Source organism: Enterobacter sp. RHBSTW-00975 (assembly GCF_013615235.1).
Lineage (GTDB): Bacteria > Pseudomonadota > Gammaproteobacteria > Enterobacterales > Enterobacteriaceae > Enterobacter > Enterobacter ludwigii.
Map to the genome: position 1 here is coordinate 747825 of NZ_CP055883.1, position 23101 is coordinate 770925.

17 protein-coding genes are annotated in these 23101 nt (G+C 55.1%); 8 read left to right on the forward strand and 9 right to left on the reverse strand.

Translation table 11 applies throughout. The features are described from left to right. Nucleotides 1–8: 8 nt before the first annotated feature. The 4 genes from hofC to nadC form a co-directional block, all read right to left on the reverse strand. Complete coding sequence (gene hofC / locus HV340_RS03570) at nt 9–1193, reverse strand: protein transport protein HofC (protein ID WP_063925649.1); 1185 nt, start codon at nt 1191–1193, stop codon at nt 9–11. Beyond that, a complete protein-coding gene (gene gspE / locus HV340_RS03575) occupies nt 1183–2565 on the reverse strand; it encodes a type II secretion system protein GspE (protein WP_025205399.1) in 1383 nt (460 codons plus the stop codon). Before gspE ends, hofC begins: the two co-directional genes overlap by 11 nt. Nucleotides 2566–2575: 10 nt before the next feature. Further along, nucleotides 2576–3013 (reverse strand): prepilin peptidase-dependent pilin, encoded by a 438-nt coding sequence (gene ppdD, locus HV340_RS03580; protein WP_047743422.1) that lies wholly within the window; start codon nt 3011–3013, stop codon nt 2576–2578. Between the two features lie 173 nt (nt 3014–3186). Continuing rightward, the gene (gene nadC / locus HV340_RS03585) at nt 3187–4080 is read right to left on the reverse strand and encodes a carboxylating nicotinate-nucleotide diphosphorylase (RefSeq protein ID WP_063925648.1); all 894 of its coding nucleotides are present in this window, start codon (nt 4078–4080) and stop codon (nt 3187–3189) included. 87 nt (nt 4081–4167) lie between these two features. Between nadC and ampD the strand changes: the two genes are divergently transcribed. Both ampD and ampE read left to right on the forward strand, forming a co-directional pair. Further along, a complete protein-coding gene (ampD, locus tag HV340_RS03590; RefSeq protein ID WP_113656576.1) occupies nt 4168–4719 on the forward strand; it encodes a 1,6-anhydro-N-acetylmuramyl-L-alanine amidase AmpD in 552 nt (183 codons plus the stop codon). Nucleotides 4720–4728: 9 nt separating this feature from the next. Further along, on the forward strand, nt 4729–5583 hold the full coding sequence (gene ampE, locus HV340_RS03595) for a beta-lactamase regulator AmpE (protein ID WP_063925646.1): 855 nt from the start codon (nt 4729–4731) through the stop codon (nt 5581–5583). A gap of 18 nt (nt 5584–5601) precedes the next feature. On the opposite strand, the gene HV340_RS03600 is transcribed toward ampE, so the two are convergent. From HV340_RS03600 to aroP, 3 genes are all read right to left on the reverse strand, one after another. Further along, the gene (locus HV340_RS03600) at nt 5602–6552 is read right to left on the reverse strand and encodes a family 43 glycosylhydrolase (RefSeq protein WP_063925645.1); all 951 of its coding nucleotides are present in this window, start codon (nt 6550–6552) and stop codon (nt 5602–5604) included. A gap of 10 nt (nt 6553–6562) precedes the next feature. After that, nucleotides 6563–7960: an MFS transporter gene (locus HV340_RS03605; protein WP_063925644.1), complete on the reverse strand. Its 1398-nt coding sequence runs from the start codon at nt 7958–7960 to the stop codon at nt 6563–6565. A gap of 164 nt (nt 7961–8124) precedes the next feature. Continuing rightward, nucleotides 8125–9495 (reverse strand): aromatic amino acid transporter AroP, encoded by a 1371-nt coding sequence (gene aroP, locus HV340_RS03610; protein WP_014168651.1) that lies wholly within the window; start codon nt 9493–9495, stop codon nt 8125–8127. 537 nt (nt 9496–10032) lie between these two features. Between aroP and pdhR the strand changes: the two genes are divergently transcribed. The 4 genes from pdhR to lpdA all read left to right on the forward strand — a co-directional run bounded on the left by pdhR (nt 10033) and on the right by lpdA (nt 17117). Next, nucleotides 10033–10797 (forward strand): pyruvate dehydrogenase complex transcriptional repressor PdhR, encoded by a 765-nt coding sequence (pdhR, locus tag HV340_RS03615; protein ID WP_013095596.1) that lies wholly within the window; start codon nt 10033–10035, stop codon nt 10795–10797. 123 nt (nt 10798–10920) lie between these two features. Next, a complete protein-coding gene (aceE, locus tag HV340_RS03620; RefSeq protein ID WP_014168653.1) occupies nt 10921–13584 on the forward strand; it encodes a pyruvate dehydrogenase (acetyl-transferring), homodimeric type in 2664 nt (887 codons plus the stop codon). Nucleotides 13585–13598: 14 nt separating this feature from the next. Further along, nucleotides 13599–15494 (forward strand): pyruvate dehydrogenase complex dihydrolipoyllysine-residue acetyltransferase, encoded by a 1896-nt coding sequence (gene aceF, locus HV340_RS03625; RefSeq protein ID WP_014168654.1) that lies wholly within the window; start codon nt 13599–13601, stop codon nt 15492–15494. 198 nt (nt 15495–15692) lie between these two features. Then, nucleotides 15693–17117, forward strand: a complete 1425-nt coding sequence (gene lpdA, locus HV340_RS03630; protein WP_020882589.1) for a dihydrolipoyl dehydrogenase — start codon at nt 15693–15695, stop codon at nt 17115–17117. Between the two features lie 53 nt (nt 17118–17170). On the opposite strand, the gene HV340_RS03635 is transcribed toward lpdA, so the two are convergent. Together HV340_RS03635 and HV340_RS03640 are read right to left on the reverse strand one after the other, a co-directional pair. Next, complete coding sequence (locus HV340_RS03635) at nt 17171–17962, reverse strand: DUF2950 family protein (protein WP_044858481.1); 792 nt, start codon at nt 17960–17962, stop codon at nt 17171–17173. 10 nt (nt 17963–17972) lie between these two features. Next, nucleotides 17973–19511 carry a DUF3300 domain-containing protein gene (locus tag HV340_RS03640; RefSeq protein WP_163387292.1) on the reverse strand — a complete coding sequence of 513 codons (1539 nt, stop codon included), beginning with the start codon at nt 19509–19511 and terminating at the stop codon, nt 17973–17975. 412 nt (nt 19512–19923) lie between these two features. Between HV340_RS03640 and acnB the strand changes: the two genes are divergently transcribed. Further along, complete coding sequence (acnB, locus tag HV340_RS03645; RefSeq protein ID WP_020882592.1) at nt 19924–22521, forward strand: bifunctional aconitate hydratase 2/2-methylisocitrate dehydratase; 2598 nt, start codon at nt 19924–19926, stop codon at nt 22519–22521. Between the two features lie 188 nt (nt 22522–22709). After that, nucleotides 22710–23072 carry a protein YacL gene (gene yacL, locus HV340_RS03650; RefSeq protein WP_014168659.1) on the forward strand — a complete coding sequence of 121 codons (363 nt, stop codon included), beginning with the start codon at nt 22710–22712 and terminating at the stop codon, nt 23070–23072. The last annotated feature ends 29 nt before the right edge of the window (nt 23073–23101 follow it).

A 23101-nucleotide genomic window follows, 5' to 3' on the forward strand; every position in this document is an offset into this window, starting at 1 on the left:
TGCCAGCGTTATCCCGCACTCATCGCATCCCCGAGATGGAAGATAGGCAGATACATTGCCACCACCAGCGTGCCGATAATCACACCCGTCACGATCAGCAGCACAGGCTCCAGCACGGCAGCCAGGTTATCTGCTGACTGAAAGGTTTGCTCCGTGTGGTGACGCGCCAGGTTTACCAGCATGATATCGAGCGCACCTGACGTTTCGCCGGTTCGCAATAGCTGAATACACAGCGGAGTAAAAACCGCCGCCTTTTGAAAGGATGCCCAAAGGGGATAACCCTTTTCAATGTCTTCCCGGATGGCGCGGAGTATCCCCTGCCAGTACCTGCTCTCAACCGTCTCTTCTGCACTCTCCAGACCCTTTAAAAAAGCGATGCCCGCCTGCTGCGTGAGCGACAGCACGGTAAAAATTTGCCCCAGCTTTTGTCCTTTAGCCAGTGCACCCATGACGGGGATATACAGCAGTACGTGTTGCCAGCGCGGATCCTGCCGCAAACCCCAGGCGATGATCACGGGAAGGAGTAGCCCCGCGAACAGCGCGAAGGCATAGGACTGTATAAACGTTGCCATTCCCATGACTATCTGTGTCAGCATCGGGAGCGGGGTATTAAACGTTTTGTAGATGGCGGCGAACTCGGGCAAGACCAGAGTGACCATGGCCAGCACCACGAGTACCGCCAGAGCCAGGATTACCATCGGGTAACGCAGTGCCTTTTTCACTTTCGCACTGAGTTGCTGCTGTGATTTTTGTTGCTGGGCAAGTTCACGGCAGCACGTCTCCAGCTTCCCGGTTAGCTCGCCGGTCTTCACCATCGACACATACAGTGGGCTAAATACCGCGGGCCAGCGCTTCAGCGCCTCAGAAAAAGGGCATCCTTCACTCAGCTCATCGGCAAGGCTTTGCAGGAGTGCCTGCCAGGGTGTTATCGGATGCTGGTCCGCCAGCATCTGCAGGCTGTCAGACAGTGTCAGGCCCGCCTGCAAAAGCGTGGCGAGCTGGTGAAATACCTCGTAGCGGTGATGTGGTCGCCAGCGATACCTCTGCGTGCAGCGGGTGATTGTCAGAGGATGCAGCGCTTTGCGCATCAGCCTGTCGAAAGCCGCATTGCGGTCAGTTGCCCACAGAGCCCCGCTTCGGGGCTCTCCTTCAACGGATAGCGCACGCCAGCGCCAGAGGTGATTAGCAGCCATCGGGCATTCCCAGGATACGCAGCAACTCTTCGAGCGTGGTCAGTCCCTGTTCAACAGCCATACAGCCATGTTCGAAAAGGGATGTCATTCCTGCCTGACGGGCGCTGGCCTCTATCACCTCTGACCCCGCTCCGCTGGCAATGGCCTGCCGGAGTGTCTGGTCAATGACGAGCACTTCAAAAATGGCGACGCGACCATAAAAACCGTGATAACAGCGCTCACAGCCGGTGGGTTGCCAGCGCGGTAGCGGCCGGGGCCAAACGGAGCGAGGCAGTTCTGCCCGCTTGTCGGTTTCCTGGCGGCAATGGGGGCATAAACGGCGCACCAGTCGCTGGGCGATGACCAGCGAGAGGGCGGAAGAGATCATCCATCGCGCCACCCCCATCTGCTGCAGGCGGATCAGGGTTTCCGCCGTCGAGTTGGTGTGTAGCGTCGACAACACCAGATGCCCGGTTTGTGCGGCATTAATGGCAATCTCTGCCGTTTCGCCATCACGAATTTCGCCGACCATAATGATGTCAGGATCCTGACGTAGCAGCGCTCTCAGCACCGTCTGGAAGGTGAGGCCCGCACGCGGGTTTATCTGCGTCTGGTTTAATCCTGCAAGCGGGATCTCTATCGGGTCTTCCACGCTGCAGATGTTCACATCCGGCGTGTTTCGAGCCTGCAGCGCGCTATACAGCGTCACGGTTTTACCGCTGCCGGTGGGGCCGGTAACCAGAATCAGCCCCTGCGGCTGGTGGAGCACTTCGCTAAAGCCGGCCAGCTGTTTAGCATTCATCCCCAACGTTTCCGGCTCAAGAGATTGCTGAACCTGATGCAGCAGGCGCAGTACAATTTTTTCACCCCCGCTGCAGGGAAGCGTGGCGATGCGAAATGAGACCGGCTCGTTTGCCAGCTCAATCGTAAACTGACCGTCCTGGGGTAAGCGGCGCTCCGCAATATCGAGGTTACCCAGCACTTTTAACCGGGCGCTGAGCATGGTGGCCAGCGCGGCTGAAAGTGGGGGCTGCGGGCAAAGCACGCCGTCGATGCGCAGGCGAATCTGGCAAGTCTGCTCCATCGGTTCAATATGAATATCAGAAGCGCGTTGGTTTATCGCCTGCTGAAGCGTGTGGTTAAGAATATCCACCGCTGAGTGTGTCGGCGTAACGACGGGCAGATGCGTTTGTGTGGTTAACTGCCGGTGCTTTTCCATGCGCTCGGCGCTCCAGCACTCGATATCAATCCGTTTCTGGGTAGCGAAACGCAGGGCTTCCATCAGTTCAGGGCCGGGGTTTCCCACGACGGCAATGCTAATCATGTCGCTATCGCTGCTCAGCAGAAGGGCATGATGACGCAGACAAAGTGCGACAAGCTGATCGGTATTCATCATCCGCTCCTCAGTGGGTGTCGAAGCGGAAAACGTCTTCACAGGCCTGCTTGAGCGCGCTGTCGGTACCGATGTTGCAGTCACGCGTCCACCCCGTCATGCCGTTGCCATCATTCCATTGTGGCGTCATGACCACCTCCAGCCCGTTAAGGCTCTCCTGGCCGGTTAAGGTCACGACGCCTTTCGCCACGTTCATGCCTGAAACGTAGCGGGTAGTGGTGGGGGACGGGATGCCATTACTGCCTCCGTCACAGCTCTCCACGCCGCCGTGATCCAGGGCGCAAAGCTCAATGGCGGTACGGTAGGGAATGAAGGTTTGCAGCATATCGGTCAACGCTGCTTTTCGCAGGTAGTTCTGGTACGCGGGAACGCCGATGGCGCTCAGAATGGCAATAATGCCGATCACCACCATCAGCTCAATAAGTGTGAATCCTTGTTGTCTGTCCATGTCTGCTCCTTACGTTAAGTAGGGCTACTCTGGCAGTGAGACAGCGCAGAAACGAGGGGCAAAAAAAGGAACGTGAAGGGGCTTTCAGGGAATTCGCGGCGTGTTGCAGGGTAGGGCAATGCTTTTGCGAGCGGGAGTGAATTTCCCCTCTCCGCAACGAGAGGGGAGAGTCATTATTTGAAACGCATCGAGAGGTCGAGGGCGCGAACGTGCTTGGTCAGCGCCCCAACGGAGATGAAATCAACGCCGGTCTCGGCGAATTCACGGATCGTATCGAACGTCACGTTGCCGGATACTTCAAGCTGGGCTTTGCCGTTGGTCAGTTTTACCGCCTCGCGCATCTGCCCGGTTTCGAAGTTATCAAGCATGATGATATCGGCGCCGGCCTTGATAGCCTGCTCCAGCTCCTCCAGGTTTTCGACTTCCACTTCGACGGGCACATCCGGATGCAGCCAGAAGGCTTTTTCGACCGCCTGACGCACGGATCCTGAGGCAATGATATGGTTCTCTTTAATCAGGAACGCGTCAGACAACCCCAGACGATGGTTTGCACCGCCGCCACAGAGCACCGCGTATTTCAACGCAGTGCGCAGACCCGGTAGCGTTTTGCGGGTATCCAGCAACTGCGTGCGGGTACCCGCCAGCAGGTCAACGTAGCGACGCACTTCGCTTGCCACGCCGGACAACGTCTGCACGAAGTTCAGCGCGGTTCGTTCGCCGGTCAGCAGTACGCGGGAAGGTCCATCAAGTTCGAACAGCGGCTGGTTTGCCGTAATCGCATCACCGTCGTCGACATGCCAGGTGATCTGCACCTCATCGCCTGCCAGTTGGGTAAAGACCTCTTCAACCCAACGCTTACCGCAAAAAATACCCTCTTCGCGCGTAATAATGACCGCATGTGAGCGAGTCTCTTTTGGCAATAATTGTGCGGTAATATCCCTGTCGGCGCTGACGTCACCGCCCAGATCTTCTTTCAGGGCATGGGCAACGCTTGCCGGAATATCCAGATTAATACGTTCCAGAAGCGCTTCACGTCGGTTGTCGGGGTTGTAACGGCGAGGCGGCATGATAAAACTCCAAATTGGTAACGAATCATAATATTGAAACATGCTACTCTGAACCGAGTAACAGCACCATACATAAGGAGTTCCAGCATGTTGTTAGAAAACGGATGGCTGGTGGATGCGCGGCATGTGCCCTCGCCGCACCACGACTGCCGCCCGGAGGATGAAAAGCCCACACTGCTGGTTGTTCATAATATCAGTCTCCCGCCGGGTGAGTTTGGCGGCCCGTGGATCGACGCGTTATTCACGGGGACCCTGGATCCTGATGCCCATCCTTTCTTTGCTGAAATTGCGCATCTGCGCGTGTCGGCTCACTGTCTGATCCGTCGCGACGGCGAAGTGGTTCAGTACGTCCCTTTTGATAAGCGTGCCTGGCATGCCGGCGTGTCGATGTACCAGGGACGAGACCGCTGCAATGATTTTTCCATCGGGATTGAGCTGGAAGGCACTGACACCAGCCCCTACACCAATTCACAGTATCAACAGTTGGTGGCTGTAACCCAAACGCTGATCGAGCTCTATCCCGCGATAGCCGGGAATATTACGGGACACAGCGATATTGCCCCGGCGAGAAAAACCGATCCCGGCCCGGCTTTTGACTGGCCCCGGTTTCGCGCCATGCTTACCGCGTCGTCAGAATAAGGAGATAACATGACGTTGTTTACCATGCTGCTGGTTATCATCGCTGAACGCCTGTTCAAACTCGGTGAGCACTGGCATCTGGATCACCGGCTGGAGGTGCTTTTCCGCCGGATTAAACATTTTTCCATGCTGCGCACGCTGCTGATGACCGCTGGCGTGATGGTTATAACGTTTTTACTGCTGCGTTCGCTTTACGGCCTCTTTTTCAACGTGCCGCTGCTGGTGGTGTGGATCCTGCTCGGCGTGCTCTGTATTGGCGCGGGCAAGGTGCGTATGCACTACCACGCCTATCTGAAAGCCGCATCCCGTGACGATGCCCATGCGCGGGGCGCCATGGCGAGCGAGCTGACGATGATCCACGGCGTGCCGCCGGATTGCGATGAGCGTGAATTTTTGCGCGAACTGCAAAATGCGCTGCTGTGGATCAACTTCCGTTACTACCTGGCACCGCTGTTCTGGTTTGTGGTGGGCGGTCCGTGGGGACCGGTACTGCTGATGGGCTATGCGTTTCTGCGCGCCTGGCAGACCTGGCTTGCCCGTTACCTTACCCCGCATGAACGTTTATTGTCGGGTATCGATGCCATTCTGCATGTGCTGGACTGGCTCCCGGTACGTCTGGTGGGCGTTGTTTATGCGTTAATTGGCCACGGTGAAAAAGCGCTGCCGGCATGGTTTGCTTCGCTTGCCGACCGCCACACGTCTCAGTATCAGGTGTTAACACGTCTGGCGCAGTTCTCGCTGGCGCGTGAGCCGAATACCGACAAGATTGAAACGCCGAAAGCGGCTGTCTCCATGGCGAAGAAAACGTCGTTTGTGGTGGTCGTGGTCGTGGCGTTGCTGACTATTTACGGCACGCTGGTCTAAGCCAGCGCGCCGTACCGGTCAGAGCGTATCAGCAGGCGGGATGCCAAAGTCAGGCATCCCGTTTTCGTCCCAGCGCACGTGTTTCAGACGCGTGTGACGATTCGGGTCATAGAGCGGGTCGCCTTCAATCTCGGTGTAGTTTCGCGCGTGGTAGACCAGCACGTCCTCTCCCTCCGGCGTTTGTGTGAAGCTGTTATGCCCGGGCCCAAACTGACGATTCTCGACGCTGGTTCGGAAAACCGGACGCGACGCTTTATGCCAGTTCGCCGGATTTTGCGGATCGGCATTCATGTCTATCCACAGTAACCCCATGCAATAGTTCTCATCCGTAGCGCTGGCGGAGTAGCTGATAAACAGCTTATCTTCGTGAAACAGCACTGCCGGACCTTCGTTGACCCAAAATCCGCGGCACTCCCAGTCATACTCCGGTTTACTGAGCATCACCGGCTCGCCTTTAAGCGTCCACGGATTCGCCATTTCGCACAGATAGAGGTTGGAGTTTCCGGCGATATCCGGGGCTTTTTGTGCCCACAAATACCAGCGTTTTCCCTGATGGACGAACGTGGTGGCGTCCAGTGCGAAGGTGTCGAACGGGGTGGTAATCTGGCCTTTCTCGATCCACGTCCCGGTGAGGGGATCGTGGTCCGCACACTCCAGCGCAAACATGCGGTGCTGGAACATACCGAGGCTGTCCAGCGTCTGGGTATGGGTGGCGGCAAAATAGATATACCACTTATCGTCAATGTGGTGCAGTTCCGGTGCCCAGATCAGCTGGCTCATCGGCCCGGTCTCCGGTTTACGCCAGACCACGACCTCTTCGGCATCGCGTAGTCCTTCCAGCGAGTCGGCGCGACGGATCTCGAGCCTGTCGTACTGCGGCACGGAGGCGATAAAGTAGTACAGACCCTCGTGGTGCAGAATGTAGGGGTCGGCACGTTGTTCAATAAACGGGTTTGGCCAGGTGTGCATTCGGCTTTCCTTATTTCGTCTCAGCGGCTTTGAGTTCCTGATAATTATTCAGCTCGCGATAATTGTTGCGACGCTTCTCGAGGTCTTCCTGGATCTGCTTCATCGTTTCGCGGTCAACCTTCAGCAGACGTACCACGCCTGCGGTAATGAGATACCCGACGCCCGGAATCACGGTAAACAGCAATATAATGCCGTTGATGGCATCCGGACTTTGCGCTTTCGCCCCCGCGTCATAACCGTACCAGGAGAGCAGGAAACCAACCATCGCACCGGCAATCGCCAGCCCCAGTTTGAGGAAGAAGATGTTACCGGAGAAGCTGATCCCGGTGATGCGCTTACCGGTTTTCCACTCACCGTAGTCATCGACGTCGGCCATCAGCGACCAGTGCAGCGGAGACGGGATCTGGTGCAGGATGTTCAGCAGGAAGTAGAGCACCACAATGGTGACCGTGGCTTTCGGATCGAAGAAATAGAAGGCGCAGGAGAAAATCGCCAGCACGATGTTGGTCCAGAAGAAGACTTTCAGCTTACACCAGCGGTCGGTGAGGACTTTCGCCAGCATACTGCCGAGCATCATGCCAACCACGCCCAGGCTGATAAACAGCGTGGCGAAATGGGTACTCTGGCCCATAACCCAGGTCACGTAGTACATCGTGGCCGCCATGCGGATAAAGCCCGGGCACACGTTGCACAGGGTTAGCAGCAGAATGCGCACCCACTGGTCGTTCTTCCACACGTCTTTCAGGTCGTTTTTCAGCTCGTCATGAGTCTGTACCGCCGGGCGTACACGCTCGCGAACGGTATAGAAGCAGAACAGGAACATACCGGTACCAATCAGCGCCAGCACGGTCATTGCCATCTGGTAGCCTTTGGCTTTGTTGTCGCCACCAAACCAGTCGGCCATCGGTAACAGCGTCAGCGACAGCAGCAGCGTGGCGATACCTACCAGCACAAAGCGATAGGACTGGCAGGCAACACGTTCCTGCGGATCGTTGGTAATCACGCCGCCTAACGAGCAGTAAGGAATGTTGATTGCCGTATAGGTTAAAGAGAGCAGGAAATAGGTAACGAAGGCATAGATAACTTTGCTGTTGTAGCTCCACTCTGGCGTGGTGAACATCAGGATGCTGAACAGCGCATAGGGAAAGGCAATCCACAGCAGCCATGGACGAAACCGGCCATATTTACTGCGGGTACGGTCGGCGATGGCCCCCATAATCGGATCCGTTACGGCATCAATTACGCGGACAGACAGCAGCAGTACGCCGACCAGTGCAGGCGCCAGGCCAAAAATATCGGTATAAAAATAATTAACAAACAACATGATGGCGCCAAAGATGATGTTGCAACCTGCATCGCCCATCCCATAGCCGATCTTTTCTTTTACTGACAGTTTAGCGTTATCCATAGACTGCTCTCCGGGTTACGGTATGGAGAGAATTATTTGCTGGCAAACGAATATATGCGTTGCAGTATCAGGGCGGTGATATGGATAAATGCGCTGTTGGCGTGAAACTGTGAGGGAGGTAACAACACGCGGTACCTGCAAAACGCAGATACCGCGGGGGAGACTTAGTGAGCTTTCAGGGCGTTGCGGCTTTTCTGGCTAAACAGATAGCCGATGCCAAGAACGGCAACCCAGACTGGGATCAGGTATACCGAGATTGCCATACCCGGGGTCAGCAGCATGATGACCAGCACTCCCGCCATAAACAGCAGACAGATCCAGTTGCCCAGCGGATAGAGCAGGGCAGGGAAGCGAGTCTTCACGCCCTGCTGATGCTTGGCACGGCGGAACTTGATGTGTGCCAGGCTGATCATCGCCCAGTTGATAACCAGGGCAGAGACCACCAGCGCCATCAGCAGGCCAAACGCCGATTCCGGGGCCAGATAGTTAATCAGGACACACAGCGCCGTTACGATCGCCGAAACGATGATGGTGTTCACCGGAACGCCACGCTTGTCGACGTTGAGCAGCATCTTCGGCGCGTTACCCTGCTGGGCCAGGCCGAACAGCATACGGCTGTTGCAGTATACGCAGCTGTTATAGACCGACAGCGCCGCCGTCAGCACCACGATGTTGAGCGCATTTGCCACGACGGTATCGCCCAGCTCGTGGAAAATCAGGACAAACGGGCTGGTGTCGGCAGTAACGCGCGTCCACGGCAGCAGAGAGAGCAGAACGGCCAGTGAGCCCACATAGAAAATCAGAATACGGTAGATAACCTGGTTGGTCGCTTTCGGGATGCTCTGTTCCGGGTTATCGGCTTCAGCTGCGGTGATGCCGACCAGCTCCAGACCGCCGAAGGAGAACATAATGATTGCCATCATCATCACGAGGCCCGTCATGCCGTGAGGCAGGAAGCCGCCCTGTTCCCAGAGGTTGCGTACCGTGGCCTGCGGGCCACCGTTGCCGCTAAACAGCAGCCAACCGCCAAAGATGATCATCGCAACGACAGCAACCACTTTGATGATGGCAAACCAGAACTCCATCTCACCGAAGACTTTAACGTTGGTGAGGTTGATGGCGTTAATGATGACGAAGAAGGCCGCAGCAGAAGCCCAGGTGGGGATCTCCGGGTACCAGAACTGAATGTATTTCCCGACGGCGGTCAGTTCAGCCATGGCAACCAGAACGTACAACACCCAGTAGTTCCAGCCTGACGCGAAACCGGCGAAACTGCCCCAGTACTTATAGGCAAAGTGGCTGAAAGAGCCCGCAACCGGCTCTTCAACGACCATTTCACCTAACTGGCGCATAATCAGAAAAGCGATAAAACCGGCAATGGCGTAACCCAAAATAATGCCGGGACCGGCAGACTGGATAACGGATGCACTTCCCAGAAACAGTCCAGTGCCAATAGCACCGCCCAGTGCGATTAGCTGTATATGGCGGTTCTTCAGACCGCGCTTTAGCTGATCGCCGTGCTGTTGAGCTTCCATTTGAAACCTCGTGTGTGGTTGTTATGTTCACGCGACGCGTGTGTAATTATGAATATCCGTTTTCTGTATTTATTTCTTTACAGTCAATGAGACCGAAAAAAGCTGAGATGTCTTCCGTAAGCGCCAGAATAGTGGTAAGCGCCAGCGATTGCACCTGCTTTATGCCGGGGCGATGACGAGTTGAATAAAAAGAAAGCATTTGTAAATCACCCCGCTAACCCTTCTTACCCCAACCTATAGAATAGAAATGCTCCGTAAGTGGGCAAAATTTCATATTTTGCGTTGTTGAATCGCTTCAGATTGCAAAAACCCTCGTTTCATTAAGGTTAAAACTCCCACTAAGGGAGTAACTAACTCATTTGTGCGAAGTTACATTTCTGAAACGTTATTTCTGTAAGGTTGTTAAAATGTGCAGGGTTTACTGATTTCAATCAAAACCAATATGGACAGAAGGTGAATACTTTGTTACTTTAGCGATACGAACTTGAAATTGGTAAGACCAATTGACTCCGGGCAAAAAGGCGTAAGACAGGGAATATGGCCTACAGCAAAATTCGCCAACCAAAACTATCTGATGTGATTGAGCAGCAGCTGGAGTTTTTAATCCTCGAAGGGACACTGCGCCCGGGTGAGAAACTTCCGCCAGAACGCGAGCTGGCAAAACAGTTCGACGTTTCACGTCCCTCTCTGCGTGAGGCGATTCAACGTCTCGAAGCAAAGGGCTTGCTGCTTCGTCGCCAGGGCGGCGGAACCTTTGTGCAAAACAGCCTGTGGCAGAGCTTCAGCGATCCGCTGGTAGAACTTCTCTCTGACCACCCAGAATCCCAGTTTGATCTGCTTGAGACCCGTCACGCGCTAGAAGGTATCGCGGCCTATTACGCCGCACTTCGTAGCACTGATGAAGATCGCGTGCGTATCCGCGAACTTCATCAGGCCATTGAACGGGCACAGCAATCCGGCGATTTAGACGCCGAGTCCAATGCCGTTGTCCAGTATCAAATCGCCGTCACCGAAGCTGCACACAATGTTGTGCTCCTCCATCTGCTACGCTGCATGGAGCCGATGCTGGCCCAGAACGTTCGTCAGAATTTTGAATTGTTGTATGCCCGTCGGGACATGCTCCCATTGGTAAGCAACCATCGCACCCGAGTATTCGAGGCGATAATGGCCGGGGAACCGGAGCAGGCGCGCGAAGCGTCGCACCGACATCTGGCTTTCATTGAGGAAATCTTGCTGGACCGCAGCCGTGAACAATCGCGTCGCGAACGTTCATTACGCCGCATACAGCAACGAAAGGATTAAGCGCCAGGGTTTTTTAGAGCGCGGCAACTAAACGCAGAACCTGTCTTATTGTGTTCTTGCCCAAGAGCACAATGGGACAGGTTCCAGACAAATCAACGTATTAGATAGATAAGGAATACCCCCATGTCAGAACGTCTCCAAAATGACGTGGATCCGATCGAAACTCGCGACTGGCTACAGGCGATCGAATCGGTCATCCGTGAAGAAGGTGTTGAGCGTGCTCAGTATCTGATTGATCAGCTGCTTTCTGAAGCCCGCAAAGGCGGTGTGAAGGTTGCTTCAGGTGCAGGGGCTAGCAACTACGTAAACACGATTGCCGTTGAAGACGAACCGGAATACCCGGGCAATCTGGATCTGGAACGCCGTATCCGTTCTGCAATCCGCTGGAACGCCATCATGACCGTTCTGCGCGCGTCCAAGAAAGACCTGGAGCTGGGTGGCCACATGGCGTCCTTCCAGTCTTCTGCGACCGTTTACGAAGTGTGTTTCAACCACTTCTTCCGTGCAGCTAACGAGAAAGACGGCGGCGATCTGGTGTACTTCCAGGGCCACATCTCTCCGGGCATCTATGCACGTGCATTCCTGGAAGGTCGTCTGACTGAAGAGCAGATGAACAACTTCCGTCAGGAAGTTCACGGTAAAGGTCTGTCTTCTTACCCACACCCTAAACTGATGCCAGAATTCTGGCAGTTCCCGACAGTATCCATGGGTCTGGGCCCAATCGGTGCTATCTATCAGGCTAAATTCCTGAAATATCTGGAACACCGTGGTCTGAAAGACACCTCTGAACAGACCGTCTACGCCTTCCTGGGCGATGGCGAGATGGATGAGCCAGAATCGAAAGGCGCAATCACCATTGCGACCCGTGAGAAACTGGACAACCTGTGCTTCATCATCAACTGTAACCTGCAGCGTCTGGATGGTCCGGTAACCGGTAACGGCAAGATCATCAACGAACTGGAAGGCATCTTCGCAGGTGCTGGCTGGAACGTGATCAAAGTGATGTGGGGTTCCCGTTGGGACGAACTGCTGCGTAAAGACACCAGCGGTAAACTGATCCAGCTGATGAACGAAACCGTTGACGGTGACTACCAGACCTTCAAATCCAAAGACGGTGCCTACGTTCGTGAGCACTTCTTCGGTAAATATCCTGAAACCGCAGCACTGGTTGCAGACTGGACTGACGAACAGATCTGGGCTCTGAACCGTGGCGGCCACGATCCGAAGAAAATTTACGCTGCACTGAAAAAAGCGCGTGAAACCAAAGGTAAAGCGACTGTAATCCTGGCACATACCATCAAAGGTTACGGCATGGGTGATACCGCAGAAGGTAAAAACATCGCTCACCAGGTTAAGAAAATGAACATGGACGGCGTGCGTTATATCCGCGACCGTTTCAACGTTCCAGTGACCGATGAGCAGGTAGAAAACCTGTCCTACATCACCTTCCCTGAAGGTTCTGAAGAGCATAAGTACCTGCACGAACGTCGTCAGGCGCTGAAAGGCTACCTGCCAGCTCGTCAGCCTAACTTCACCGAGAAGCTGGAACTGCCAGCGCTGGAAGATTTCTCTCAGCTGCTGGAAGAGCAGAACAAAGAGATCTCTACCACTATCGCTTTCGTTCGTGCCCTGAACGTGATGCTGAAGAACAAGTCGATCAAAGATCGTCTGGTTCCAATCATTGCCGACGAAGCGCGTACTTTCGGTATGGAAGGTCTGTTCCGTCAGATCGGTATTTACAGCCCGAACGGCCAGCAGTACACCCCGCAGGACCGTGAGCAGGTTGCTTACTACAAAGAAGACGAGAAAGGTCAGATCCTGCAGGAAGGTATCAACGAGCTGGGCGCAGGCGCATCCTGGCTGGCTGCTGCGACCTCTTACAGCACCAACAACCTGCCGATGATCCCGTTCTACATTTACTACTCCATGTTCGGGTTCCAGCGTATCGGTGACCTGTGCTGGCAGGCAGGCGACCAGCAGGCTCGCGGCTTCCTGATCGGTGGTACTTCTGGTCGTACGACCCTGAACGGTGAAGGTCTGCAGCACGAAGATGGTCACAGCCATATTCAGTCTCTGACTATCCCTAACTGTATCTCTTACGACCCGTCTTACGCGTACGAAGTGGCAGTCATCATGCATGACGGTCTGCAGCGCATGTACGGTGAAGCGCAAGAGAACATTTACTACTACATCACCACGCTGAACGAAAACTACCACATGCCGGCCATGCCAGCAGGTGCCGAGGAAGGTATCCGTAAAGGTATCTACAAACTCGAAACCGTTGCAGGTAGCAAAGGTAAAGTTCAGCTGCTGGGCTCCGGTTCTATCCTGCGTCACGTACGTGAAGCGGCACAGATCCTGGCGAACGACTACGGCGTTGGCTCTGACGTGTACAGCGTAACGTCCTTCACTGAACTGGCGCGTGATGGCCAGGATTGTGAGCGCTGGAACATGCTGCACCCAATGGAAACGCCACGCGTTCCATACATCGCTCAGGTGATGAACGACGCGCCTGCGGTTGCGTCTACTGACTATATGAAACTGTTCGCTGAGCAGGTTCGTACTTACGTACCGGCTGATGATTACCGCGTACTGGGTACTGACGGCTTCGGTCGTTCTGACAGCCGCGAAAACCTGCGTCACCACTTCGAAGTGGATGCATCTTACGTGGTTGTAGCAGCACTGGGCGAACTGGCTAAACGTGGCGAAATCGATAAGAAAGTGGTTGCGGACGCAATCACCAAATTCAACATCGATGCAGATAAAGTTAACCCGCGTCTGGCGTAAGAGGTAAAAGAAGAATGGCTATCGAAATCAAAGTACCGGACATCGGGGCTGATGAAGTTGAAATCACCGAGATCCTGGTCAAAGTGGGCGACAAAGTTGAAGCTGAACAGTCGCTGATCACTGTAGAAGGCGATAAAGCCTCTATGGAAGTTCCGTCTCCTCAGGCTGGCATCGTTAAAGAGATCAAAGTCTCTGTTGGCGATAAAACCGAGACTGGCAAACTGATCATGATTTTCGATTCCGCCGACGGTGCAGCAGCTGCTGCACCTGCGCAGGAAGAGAAGAAAGAAGCTGCTCCTGCGGCTGCTGCACCAGCAGCTGCTGCGGCAAAAGAAGTCAACGTGCCTGACATCGGCGGTGACGAAGTTGAAGTCACTGAAATCCTGGTGAAAGTGGGCGATAGCGTTACGGCTGAGCAGTCCCTGATCACCGTAGAAGGCGACAAAGCCTCTATGGAAGTGCCGGCGCCATTCGCGGGTACGGTTAAAGAGATCAAGATCAACACCGGTGACAAAGTTTCTACCGGCTCTCTGATCATGATCTTCGAAGTGGCAGGTGCTGCACCTGCTGCCGCACCTGCTCAGGCTGCTGCGCCAGCGCCGGCCGCTGCACCTGCTGCTGGCGGTGCGAAAGATGTCAACGTACCTGACATCGGTGGTGACGAAGTTGAAGTCACCGAAGTGATGGTAAAAGTGGGCGACAAAGTTGCTGCTGAACAGTCATTGATCACCGTTGAAGGCGACAAAGCGTCTATGGAAGTACCCGCGCCATTCGCGGGTACCGTTAAAGAGATCAAAATCAGCACCGGCGACAAAGTGTCTACGGGCTCTCTGATCATGGTCTTCGAAGTGGAAGGCGCTGCGCCAGCTGCTGCTCCGGCTGCCGCTGCTGCACCAGCACCTGCCGCTGCACCGGCTCAGGCGGCTAAACCTGCTGCTGCCCCTGCTGCAAAAGCAGAAGGTAAATCTGAGTTCGCTGAGAACGACGCTTACGTTCACGCTACGCCACTGATTCGTCGCCTGGCGCGCGAATTCGGTGTAAACCTGGCGAAAGTGAAAGGGACTGGCCGTAAAGGTCGTATCCTGCGAGAAGACGTTCAGGCCTATGTGAAAGACGCGGTGAAACGCGCTGAAGCTGCCCCTGCTGCTGCCGCTGGCGGCGGTATCCCGGGCATGCTGCCATGGCCGAAAGTGGACTTCAGCAAGTTCGGTGAAATCGAAGAAGTGGAACTGGGTCGTATCCAGAAAATCTCGGGTGCCAACCTGAGCCGTAACTGGGTGATGATCCCGCATGTTACGCACTTCGACAAAACGGATATCACCGATCTGGAAGCGTTCCGTAAACAGCAGAATGCCGAAGCTGAGAAGCGTAAACTGGACGTGAAATTCACCCCAGTCGTCTTCATCATGAAAGCCGTTGCTGCGGCGCTTGAGCAGATGCCACGCTTCAACAGCTCCCTGTCCGAAGATGGCCAGAAGCTGACGCTGAAGAAATACATCAATATCGGTGTTGCGGTTGATACGCCAAATGGTCTGGTTGTTCCGGTCTTTAAAGACGTGAACAAGAAGAGCATCACTGAGCTGTCCCGTGAACTGACCACCATCTCCAAAAAAGCGCGTGATGGTAAGCTGACTGCCGGCGAAATGCAGGGCGGCTGCTTCACTATCTCCAGCATCGGCGGCCTGGGAACTACCCACTTCGCACCGATTGTTAACGCGCCGGAAGTGGCTATCCTCGGTGTGTCCAAGTCCGCGATGGAACCGGTATGGAATGGCAAAGAGTTCGTGCCGCGTCTGATGATGCCAATCTCTCTGTCCTTCGACCACCGCGTGATCGACGGTGCTGATGGTGCGCGTTTCATCACCATCATCAACAACACCCTGAGCGACATTCGCCGCCTGGTGATGTAATCGAAAAGCCGGCCAGTCGGCCGGCTTTTTTCTGTTAATCTCATGTGGTCTGTGAGGTTATTGGCGAAAAGCGACAATTCGTGAGCCGTTTGTTGTTTCAAAATTGTTAACAATTTTGTAAACTGCGGGCGGATAGAACGTCCCGGTGGATGAAGGGCGACAAGTACCTGGACCGCCGGAAATCAATAAGAGGTCATGATGAGTACTGAAATCAAAACTCAGGTCGTGGTACTTGGGGCAGGCCCGGCGGGTTACTCTGCTGCCTTCCGTTGCGCTGATTTAGGTCTGGAAACCGTAATCGTAGAACGCTACAACACCCTCGGTGGTGTTTGCCTGAACGTAGGCTGTATCCCTTCTAAAGCTCTGCTGCACGTTGCGAAAGTTATCGAAGAAGCTAAAGCACTGGCTGAACACGGTATCGTCTTCGGCGAGCCGAAAACCGATATCGACAAAATTCGTACCTGGAAAGAGAAAGTTATCACTCAGCTGACCGGTGGTCTGGCAGGTATGGCCAAAGGCCGTAAAGTGAAAGTGGTAAACGGTCTGGGTAAATTCACCGGCGCGAACACCCTGGAAGTGGAAGGCGAAAACGGCAAAACCGTTATTAACTTCGACAACGCGATCATTGCTGCGGGCTCCCGTCCAATTCAGCTGCCATTCATTCCACATGAAGATCCACGCGTGTGGGATTCCACCGATGCGCTGGAGCTGAAATCCGTACCTAAGCGTATGCTGGTTATGGGTGGCGGTATCATCGGTCTGGAAATGGGTACCGTGTACCATGCGCTGGGTTCAGAGATCGACGTGGTTGAAATGTTCGACCAGGTTATCCCGGCTGCCGATAAAGACATCGTTAAAGTCTTCACCAAACGTATCAGCAAGAAATTCAACCTGATGCTGGAAACCAAAGTGACTGCCGTTGAAGCGAAAGAAGACGGTATTTACGTTTCCATGGAAGGCAAAAAAGCCCCTGCCGAACCACAGCGTTACGACGCCGTGCTGGTGGCTATCGGCCGTGTGCCGAACGGTAAAAACCTCGACGCGGGCAAAGCAGGCGTGGAAGTGGACGACCGTGGCTTCATCCGCGTTGACAAACAGCTGCGCACCAACGTGCCGCACATCTTTGCTATCGGCGATATCGTCGGTCAGCCAATGCTGGCGCACAAAGGTGTTCACGAAGGTCACGTTGCCGCTGAAGTTATCGCCGGCATGAAACACTACTTCGATCCGAAAGTGATCCCATCTATCGCTTACACCGAGCCAGAAGTGGCATGGGTAGGTCTGACTGAGAAAGAAGCGAAAGAGAAAGGCATCAGCTACGAAACCGCCACCTTCCCGTGGGCTGCTTCTGGCCGTGCTATCGCTTCCGACTGCGCAGACGGTATGACCAAACTGATCTTCGACAAAGAGACTCACCGTGTGATCGGTGGTGCGATTGTCGGTACCAACGGCGGCGAGCTGCTGGGTGAAATCGGTCTGGCTATCGAAATGGGTTGTGACGCTGAAGACATCGCGCTGACCATCCACGCTCACCCGACTCTGCACGAGTCTGTTGGCCTGGCGGCAGAAGTGTTCGAAGGTAGCATCACCGACCTGCCTAACGCGAAAGCGAAGAAGAAATAAGTTTCTTCATGATTGCGAAACGCCTCCTCCGGAGGCGTTTTTTTTTGCCTGCGTTATGGGGCGACCGGTTGCCAGGTGTGATCCAGGTGATAAGCAGGTAACGCCTGCGCTTTCTTCTCTGACTCGCTACCGAGGTCCGACTGATACACCTTGTCGGTCTGGTTTATTACAAAGCTCATCACGCCCGTCTGACCGTAGCTGACTGGCCAGGCCACCATGGCAAAACCGTTTTTATCCGGCAGGATGCGAAAACGGTAGCCGTGATAGCCAGTGCCGGGTTCTTTCGGGCTGAAGGCCGGACCGAGTGGGCTGGGGGCTTCGCCGGGCGAGGCCGGCCAGTATAAGCCGTCTTTTTTGCCGGCTGAGCTGACAATCTTCTGCGCATATTTCTGGTTCAGCGCAAAATAGCTTTGCTGTGCATCCACATACGCGTGCAGCGCCTCGATGGCGGCGAGCTCGTTGCGGCCAATCTCGCGGGTCAGGATCTCTTCAGCCCCTTCTTTGATATCAAATTGCCAGCCAGAGGCGGTTTTGATCACCGGAATCGGTAGCTGCCAGTCGCTGTCACCGACCACAAGATGTGCCTTATCCCCGTCAACGACCGTATTGTGCCGAACTTTCCAGTCGCGCAGGAAGCGATCCACGGCATCAGGATCCACCCCTTCCGGCGGCAGGAAATCACGCCAGTTTTCACCGAGCAGGGTGTTCATCGCGCTTTCATTTTGCTCACTGATGGCGCTGGCCAGCGCATCGGTTGCCTGGTCTGGCGTGCTGAAAGATTGCTGCGCCATTGCGGCGGCCGACAGCATGAATAACGCGATCCCACTGAGTAATTTGCTTTTCATGTCGGCTTCCTTAACGGTGACGGAATTCACGGTGTTCAGCACGCCCGGTAGACGTCTGGCGCGGTTGCTGATGGCGGGCAGCCTGTTGCCGGCTCTGGGCACCTCGCTGCTGCTGGGCTTGCCAGTTGGCGGAACGACTGTCGTTACCGCTGAGCGCATTGGCGCGCGGCTGGCTACTCCGCGCAGGCTGCGAAACCCGTTTCTCTTGCCTTTGGGTGGTGGTCGGGCGGCTGTCTCGCGTCTTAGCGGCTGTCCGCTGTGCCGTTTGCGGTTTGGTGTCGTAGCCCCGGTAGTTGTTGCGCTGGGAAATTTGCTTCAGCTGGGCGGTTGACGCCTGACGCTGTGCATCTTTGGTGCCCGGACGCGCGGTCTGCGGGAAGGTTTTTCCCGTTGATTTCTCCATCTGGCTCAGCGCAGCCTGCCGTTGGCTGTCCCGGTTGACCGGTTTTTGCTGCGTCGCGCTTAGCCCCGTTGCCATGTTCGTTGAGTGGAAACGATTGTTGAGCGTGTTAGTGGGATAGGGCACTCCTTCACGATAGGCCGGGTTATGCTGCCAGGTGCGGTTGGCGTCCGTCAGGCGCTGGCCGCTGATTTTATTAAAGTTCTCAACGTTGATATTGATATTGTTATCACCGTTGCGGTTATAACCGCCGTGGTGATCCCAGTCGTCATCATGGTGGTGATCCCAGTCATCGTCATCATCCCAGTCGATGTTGCTGAAAATAGCGTAGGTGGTCGCCACGCCCAGGCTGAACCCTAAGCCTTTGACCAGACTGTCCGTAAACTGCTCTCCCGGGGAGGGCGGTAAATAGACGGGCGGATAAGCGGTGTTCGGCCAGGTGCCATACACGGTATTCGGGTTGTAGGTGGGAACGTAAACCACCTGCGGGTCGGCAGACTCAATTTTAATGACCGTCGGGGCTGACGTCGTGGCGGTGCTTGTTGTCTGGCTGGTGGCCGTTTTCGCCGGGGCCGGTTTTGTCTCGGTGGTGACCGTTTGCTGCGGCGTTGATTGCAATGCACCGGTTTGCTGCGCCAGTAAACGCAGACGTTGCACGGAATCCATCACATCTTTCGGCTGCGCGAGAAACGCGTCGCCCAGGCTCTGCACCCAGGGGGGATTTTCGCCCATCAGGGACATCAGCTGAGGAAACGCCACCAGTGATTTCACGCTCGGATCCCAGGGTTGATTCGCCACGGCCTGAATGGCGGCATCGCCCTGCAGTTTAGGGTTGTCTTTTGACCACTGTGCCGCCTGGATGACGTTGGCCGGGTAAGTCGAAGCCATCAAAATTTGCGATAGCAGGGCATCCGGGTAGAGCGCGATGGGGGCAACCCACTGATCAATTTGCGCGGCCGTGTAGGCTGGCGCGACGACCGGTGCTGGCTGAGCGGCAGGGGCGGCAGGCGGCGCAGCCGGTTGTTGTGCGACGGGGGCAGGAGCCACAGGCTCCGTTGCGCGGCTTTTAACGAACATGACGCCTGAGGCGGCAAACAGCCCGGCACTGCACAGAAGGACAAGCAGTTGTGGCTTAAAGGGCAACTTCATAAAATGACTCCAACGAGACAAGCGCTGTGCCGTGAGGCGTTACGGTTGGCGTGAGTATCAATCACCCGTCTTTTACTGTTTTGACTTTTGTGGGGAATCATCCGGTACGTCCGGATAAAGAGTGTGAGTATTTATTACACAATTATATCGGATGGCTGAAATGCCGCCGGAATATTCAGAAGGTGGCACTCACGGTTTTTGCAGTCAGAATTCGTTGCACCTGCCCGCTACACCATGCTTAACGATTCAGCAAATTTTTTAATGTTGCTTTTTTGTAAACGGATTAACACTGTGCAGAAATCCTGCTATGCTGCCCGACGCGGTATCGGGCATTTACCCTACAAACTGCTGTCTCACAGGAGCGTGAAGAGAACGCCCGCCGCATATGACAATGAGAGCGAGGAGAACCGTCGTGCTAGAAGAATACCGTAAGCACGTAGCAGAACGTGCCGCCGAGGGAATTGTACCCAAACCTTTAGATGCAACCCAAATGGCCGCGCTCGTCGAGCTGCTGAAGAACCCGCCTAAGGGCGAAGAAGAATTCCTGTTAGATCTGTTGATCAACCGTGTACCGCCTGGCGTAGATGAAGCTGCCTACGTAAAAGCCGGATTCCTTGCCGCCGTCGCCAAAGGCGAAGCAACCTCCCCACTGGTTACTCCTGAAAAAGCTATTGAACTGCTCGGTACCATGCAGGGTGGCTACAACATTCATCCGCTGATTGACGCACTGGATAACGACACGCTGGCACCGATTGCCGCCAAAGCGCTCTCCTCAACGCTGCTGATGTTCGATAACTTCTACGATGTGGAAGAAAAAGCCAAAGCCGGCAACGCCTACGCGAAACAGGTTATGCAATCCTGGGCCGATGCCGAATGGTTCCTGAACCGTCCTGCACTGGCTGAAAAAATCACCGTTACCGTCTTCAAAGTGACCGGTGAAACTAACACCGATGACCTCTCTCCGGCACCGGATGCGTGGTCTCGTCCTGATATTCCTCTGCACGCACTGGCGATGCTGAAAAATGCCCGTGAAGGTATTGAGCCGGATCAGCCGGGCAGCGTTGGCCCGATCAAACAGATCGAAGCCCTGCAGGAAAAAGGTTTCCCGCTGGCATACGTCGGTGACGTAGTGGGTACCGGTTCGTCCCGTAAGTCCGCGACCAACTCTGTACTGTGGTTCATGGGCGATGACATCCCTCATGTGCCTAACAAACGTGGCGGCGGCCTGGTGCTGGGCGGCAAAATTGCGCCAATCTTCTTCAACACCATGGAAGATGCGGGCGCACTGCCGATCGAAGTGGATGTCTCTAACCTGAATATGGGCGACGTGATTGACGTTTACCCGTTCAAAGGTGAAGTGCGCAACCACGAAACCAACGAACTGCTGGCGAGTTTTGAGCTGAAAACCGACGTGCTGATTGACGAAGTGCGTGCCGGTGGCCGTATTCCGCTGATCATCGGTCGTGGCCTGACGACCAAAGCGCGTGAAGCGCTGGGTCTGCCGCACAGCGACGTGTTCCGTCATGCGAAAGATGTGGCGGAAAGCAATCGTGGTTACTCCCTGGCGCAGAAAATGGTGGGTCGCGCCTGCGGCGTCGCCGGTGTCCGTCCTGGCGCGTACTGCGAACCGAAGATGACCTCCGTGGGGTCTCAGGACACCACTGGCCCAATGACCCGTGATGAACTGAAAGACCTGGCGTGCCTGGGCTTCTCTTCTGACCTGGTGATGCAGAGCTTCTGTCACACTGCCGCGTATCCGAAGCCGGTTGACGTGACCACGCACCACACGCTGCCTGACTTCATCATGAACCGTGGCGGTGTGTCGCTGCGTCCGGGTGACGGTGTTATTCACTCCTGGTTGAACCGTATGTTGCTGCCTGATACCGTCGGTACCGGTGGTGATTCCCATACGCGTTTCCCAATCGGTATCTCCTTCCCGGCGGGCTCGGGGCTGGTGGCGTTTGCGGCTGCGACCGGCGTGATGCCGCTGGATATGCCAGAATCGGTTCTGGTGCGCTTCAAAGGCAAAATGCAGCCGGGTATCACCCTGCGTGACCTCGTGCATGCTATCCCTCTGTATGCCATCAAACAGGGTCTGCTGACCGTTGAGAAGAAAGGGAAGAAAAACATCTTCTCTGGCCGTATTCTGGAAATTGAAGGTCTGCCGGATCTGAAAGTCGAGCAGGCATTCGAACTGACCGATGCGTCCGCGGAGCGTTCTGCTGCTGGCTGTACCATCAAGCTGAACAAAGAACCGATTATTGAGTATCTGACCTCTAACATCGTGCTGCTGAAGTGGATGATTGCAGAAGGCTACGGCGACCGTCGTACGCTGGAGCGCCGTATCCAGGGCATGGAAAAATGGCTGGCGGATCCACAGCTGCTGGAAGCCGATGCTGACGCAGAATACGCGGCAGTGATCGACATCGATCTGGCGGATATCAAAGAGCCGATCCTGTGTGCACCAAACGATCCGGACGATGCGCGTCTGCTTTCAGACGTTCAGGGCGACAAGATCGACGAAGTGTTCATCGGATCCTGTATGACCAACATCGGCCACTTCCGTGCTGCCGGTAAGCTGCTGGATACCCATAAAGGCCAGCTGCCAACGCGTCTGTGGGTGGCTCCGCCAACCCGTATGGATGCGGCTCAGCTGACCGAAGAGGGCTACTACAGCGTGTTCGGTAAGAGCGGTGCGCGTATCGAAATTCCTGGCTGTTCCCTGTGTATGGGTAACCAGGCACGCGTGGCTGACGGTGCGACGGTGGTTTCCACCTCTACCCGTAACTTCCCGAACCGTTTAGGTACCGGTGCTAACGTCTACCTGGCCTCTGCGGAGCTGGCGGCGGTTGCGGCACTGATTGGTAAACTGCCAACGCCGGAAGAGTACCAGACCTTTGTGGCTCAGGTGGATAAGACGGCGGTAGATACCTATCGCTATCTGAACTTCGACCAGCTCTCTCAGTACACCGAGAAGGCTGACGGGGTTATCTTCCAGACGGCAGTATAAACAGCTAAACCGTCTTCACGGAGGCGGTTTTGTGTTTGCACCCTCTCCTGTGGAGAGGGACAGGGTGAGGGCAACAGACCGCAAGGTCTTGCTCTCACCTTTTTATTTTCATTCCTCCTGCCTCCCACGCTTTTTTTCTTCCTCTCTGCTGCGATAATTAGCGTAATGGCTTTGCAGAGGAAAATACTATGGATTACGAATTTCTGCGCGACATCACCGGAGTGGTGAAAGTGCGTATGTCGATGGGCCACGAAGCTGTTGGACACTGGTTCAACGAAGAGGTGAAAGAGAATCTCGCCCTTCTGGACGAAGTTGAACAGGCGGCAAATACGGTGAAAGGCAGTGAACGCTCCTGGCAACGTGCCGGGCACGAATACACGCTGTGGATGGATGGCGAAGAGGTGATGGTGCGTGCCAACCAGCTTGAATTCTCCGGTGATGAGATGGAAGAGGGGATGAGCTACTACGATGAAGAGAGTCTGTCGCTGTGCGGCGTAGAAGACTTTTTGCAAGTCGTGACGGCGTACCGGGCGTTCATGAAACAGAAATAGCACACCGGAGCGTCCTTGCTCCCAGCGCG

What these genes read in the sequence shown, in the direction of transcription:
- ppdD (WP_047743422.1), bottom strand. Translation starts at nt 3,013, where the DNA reads ATGGACAGACAACAAGGATTCACACTTATTGAGCTGATGGTGGTGATC.
- pdhR (WP_013095596.1), top strand. Translation starts at nt 10,033, where the DNA reads ATGGCCTACAGCAAAATTCGCCAACCAAAACTATCTGATGTGATTGAG.
- hofC (WP_063925649.1), bottom strand. Translation starts at nt 1,193, where the DNA reads ATGGCTGCTAATCACCTCTGGCGCTGGCGTGCGCTATCCGTTGAAGGA.
- HV340_RS03640 (WP_163387292.1), bottom strand. Translation starts at nt 19,511, where the DNA reads ATGAAGTTGCCCTTTAAGCCACAACTGCTTGTCCTTCTGTGCAGTGCC.
- aceF (WP_014168654.1), top strand. Translation starts at nt 13,599, where the DNA reads ATGGCTATCGAAATCAAAGTACCGGACATCGGGGCTGATGAAGTTGAA.
- HV340_RS03605 (WP_063925644.1), bottom strand. Translation starts at nt 7,960, where the DNA reads ATGGATAACGCTAAACTGTCAGTAAAAGAAAAGATCGGCTATGGGATG.
- aceE (WP_014168653.1), top strand. Translation starts at nt 10,921, where the DNA reads ATGTCAGAACGTCTCCAAAATGACGTGGATCCGATCGAAACTCGCGAC.
- yacL (WP_014168659.1), top strand. Translation starts at nt 22,710, where the DNA reads ATGGATTACGAATTTCTGCGCGACATCACCGGAGTGGTGAAAGTGCGT.
- aroP (WP_014168651.1), bottom strand. Translation starts at nt 9,495, where the DNA reads ATGGAAGCTCAACAGCACGGCGATCAGCTAAAGCGCGGTCTGAAGAAC.
- ampE (WP_063925646.1), top strand. Translation starts at nt 4,729, where the DNA reads ATGACGTTGTTTACCATGCTGCTGGTTATCATCGCTGAACGCCTGTTC.
- HV340_RS03600 (WP_063925645.1), bottom strand. Translation starts at nt 6,552, where the DNA reads ATGCACACCTGGCCAAACCCGTTTATTGAACAACGTGCCGACCCCTAC.
- gspE (WP_025205399.1), bottom strand. Translation starts at nt 2,565, where the DNA reads ATGAATACCGATCAGCTTGTCGCACTTTGTCTGCGTCATCATGCCCTT.
- lpdA (WP_020882589.1), top strand. Translation starts at nt 15,693, where the DNA reads ATGAGTACTGAAATCAAAACTCAGGTCGTGGTACTTGGGGCAGGCCCG.
- HV340_RS03635 (WP_044858481.1), bottom strand. Translation starts at nt 17,962, where the DNA reads ATGAAAAGCAAATTACTCAGTGGGATCGCGTTATTCATGCTGTCGGCC.
- nadC (WP_063925648.1), bottom strand. Translation starts at nt 4,080, where the DNA reads ATGCCGCCTCGCCGTTACAACCCCGACAACCGACGTGAAGCGCTTCTG.
- ampD (WP_113656576.1), top strand. Translation starts at nt 4,168, where the DNA reads ATGTTGTTAGAAAACGGATGGCTGGTGGATGCGCGGCATGTGCCCTCG.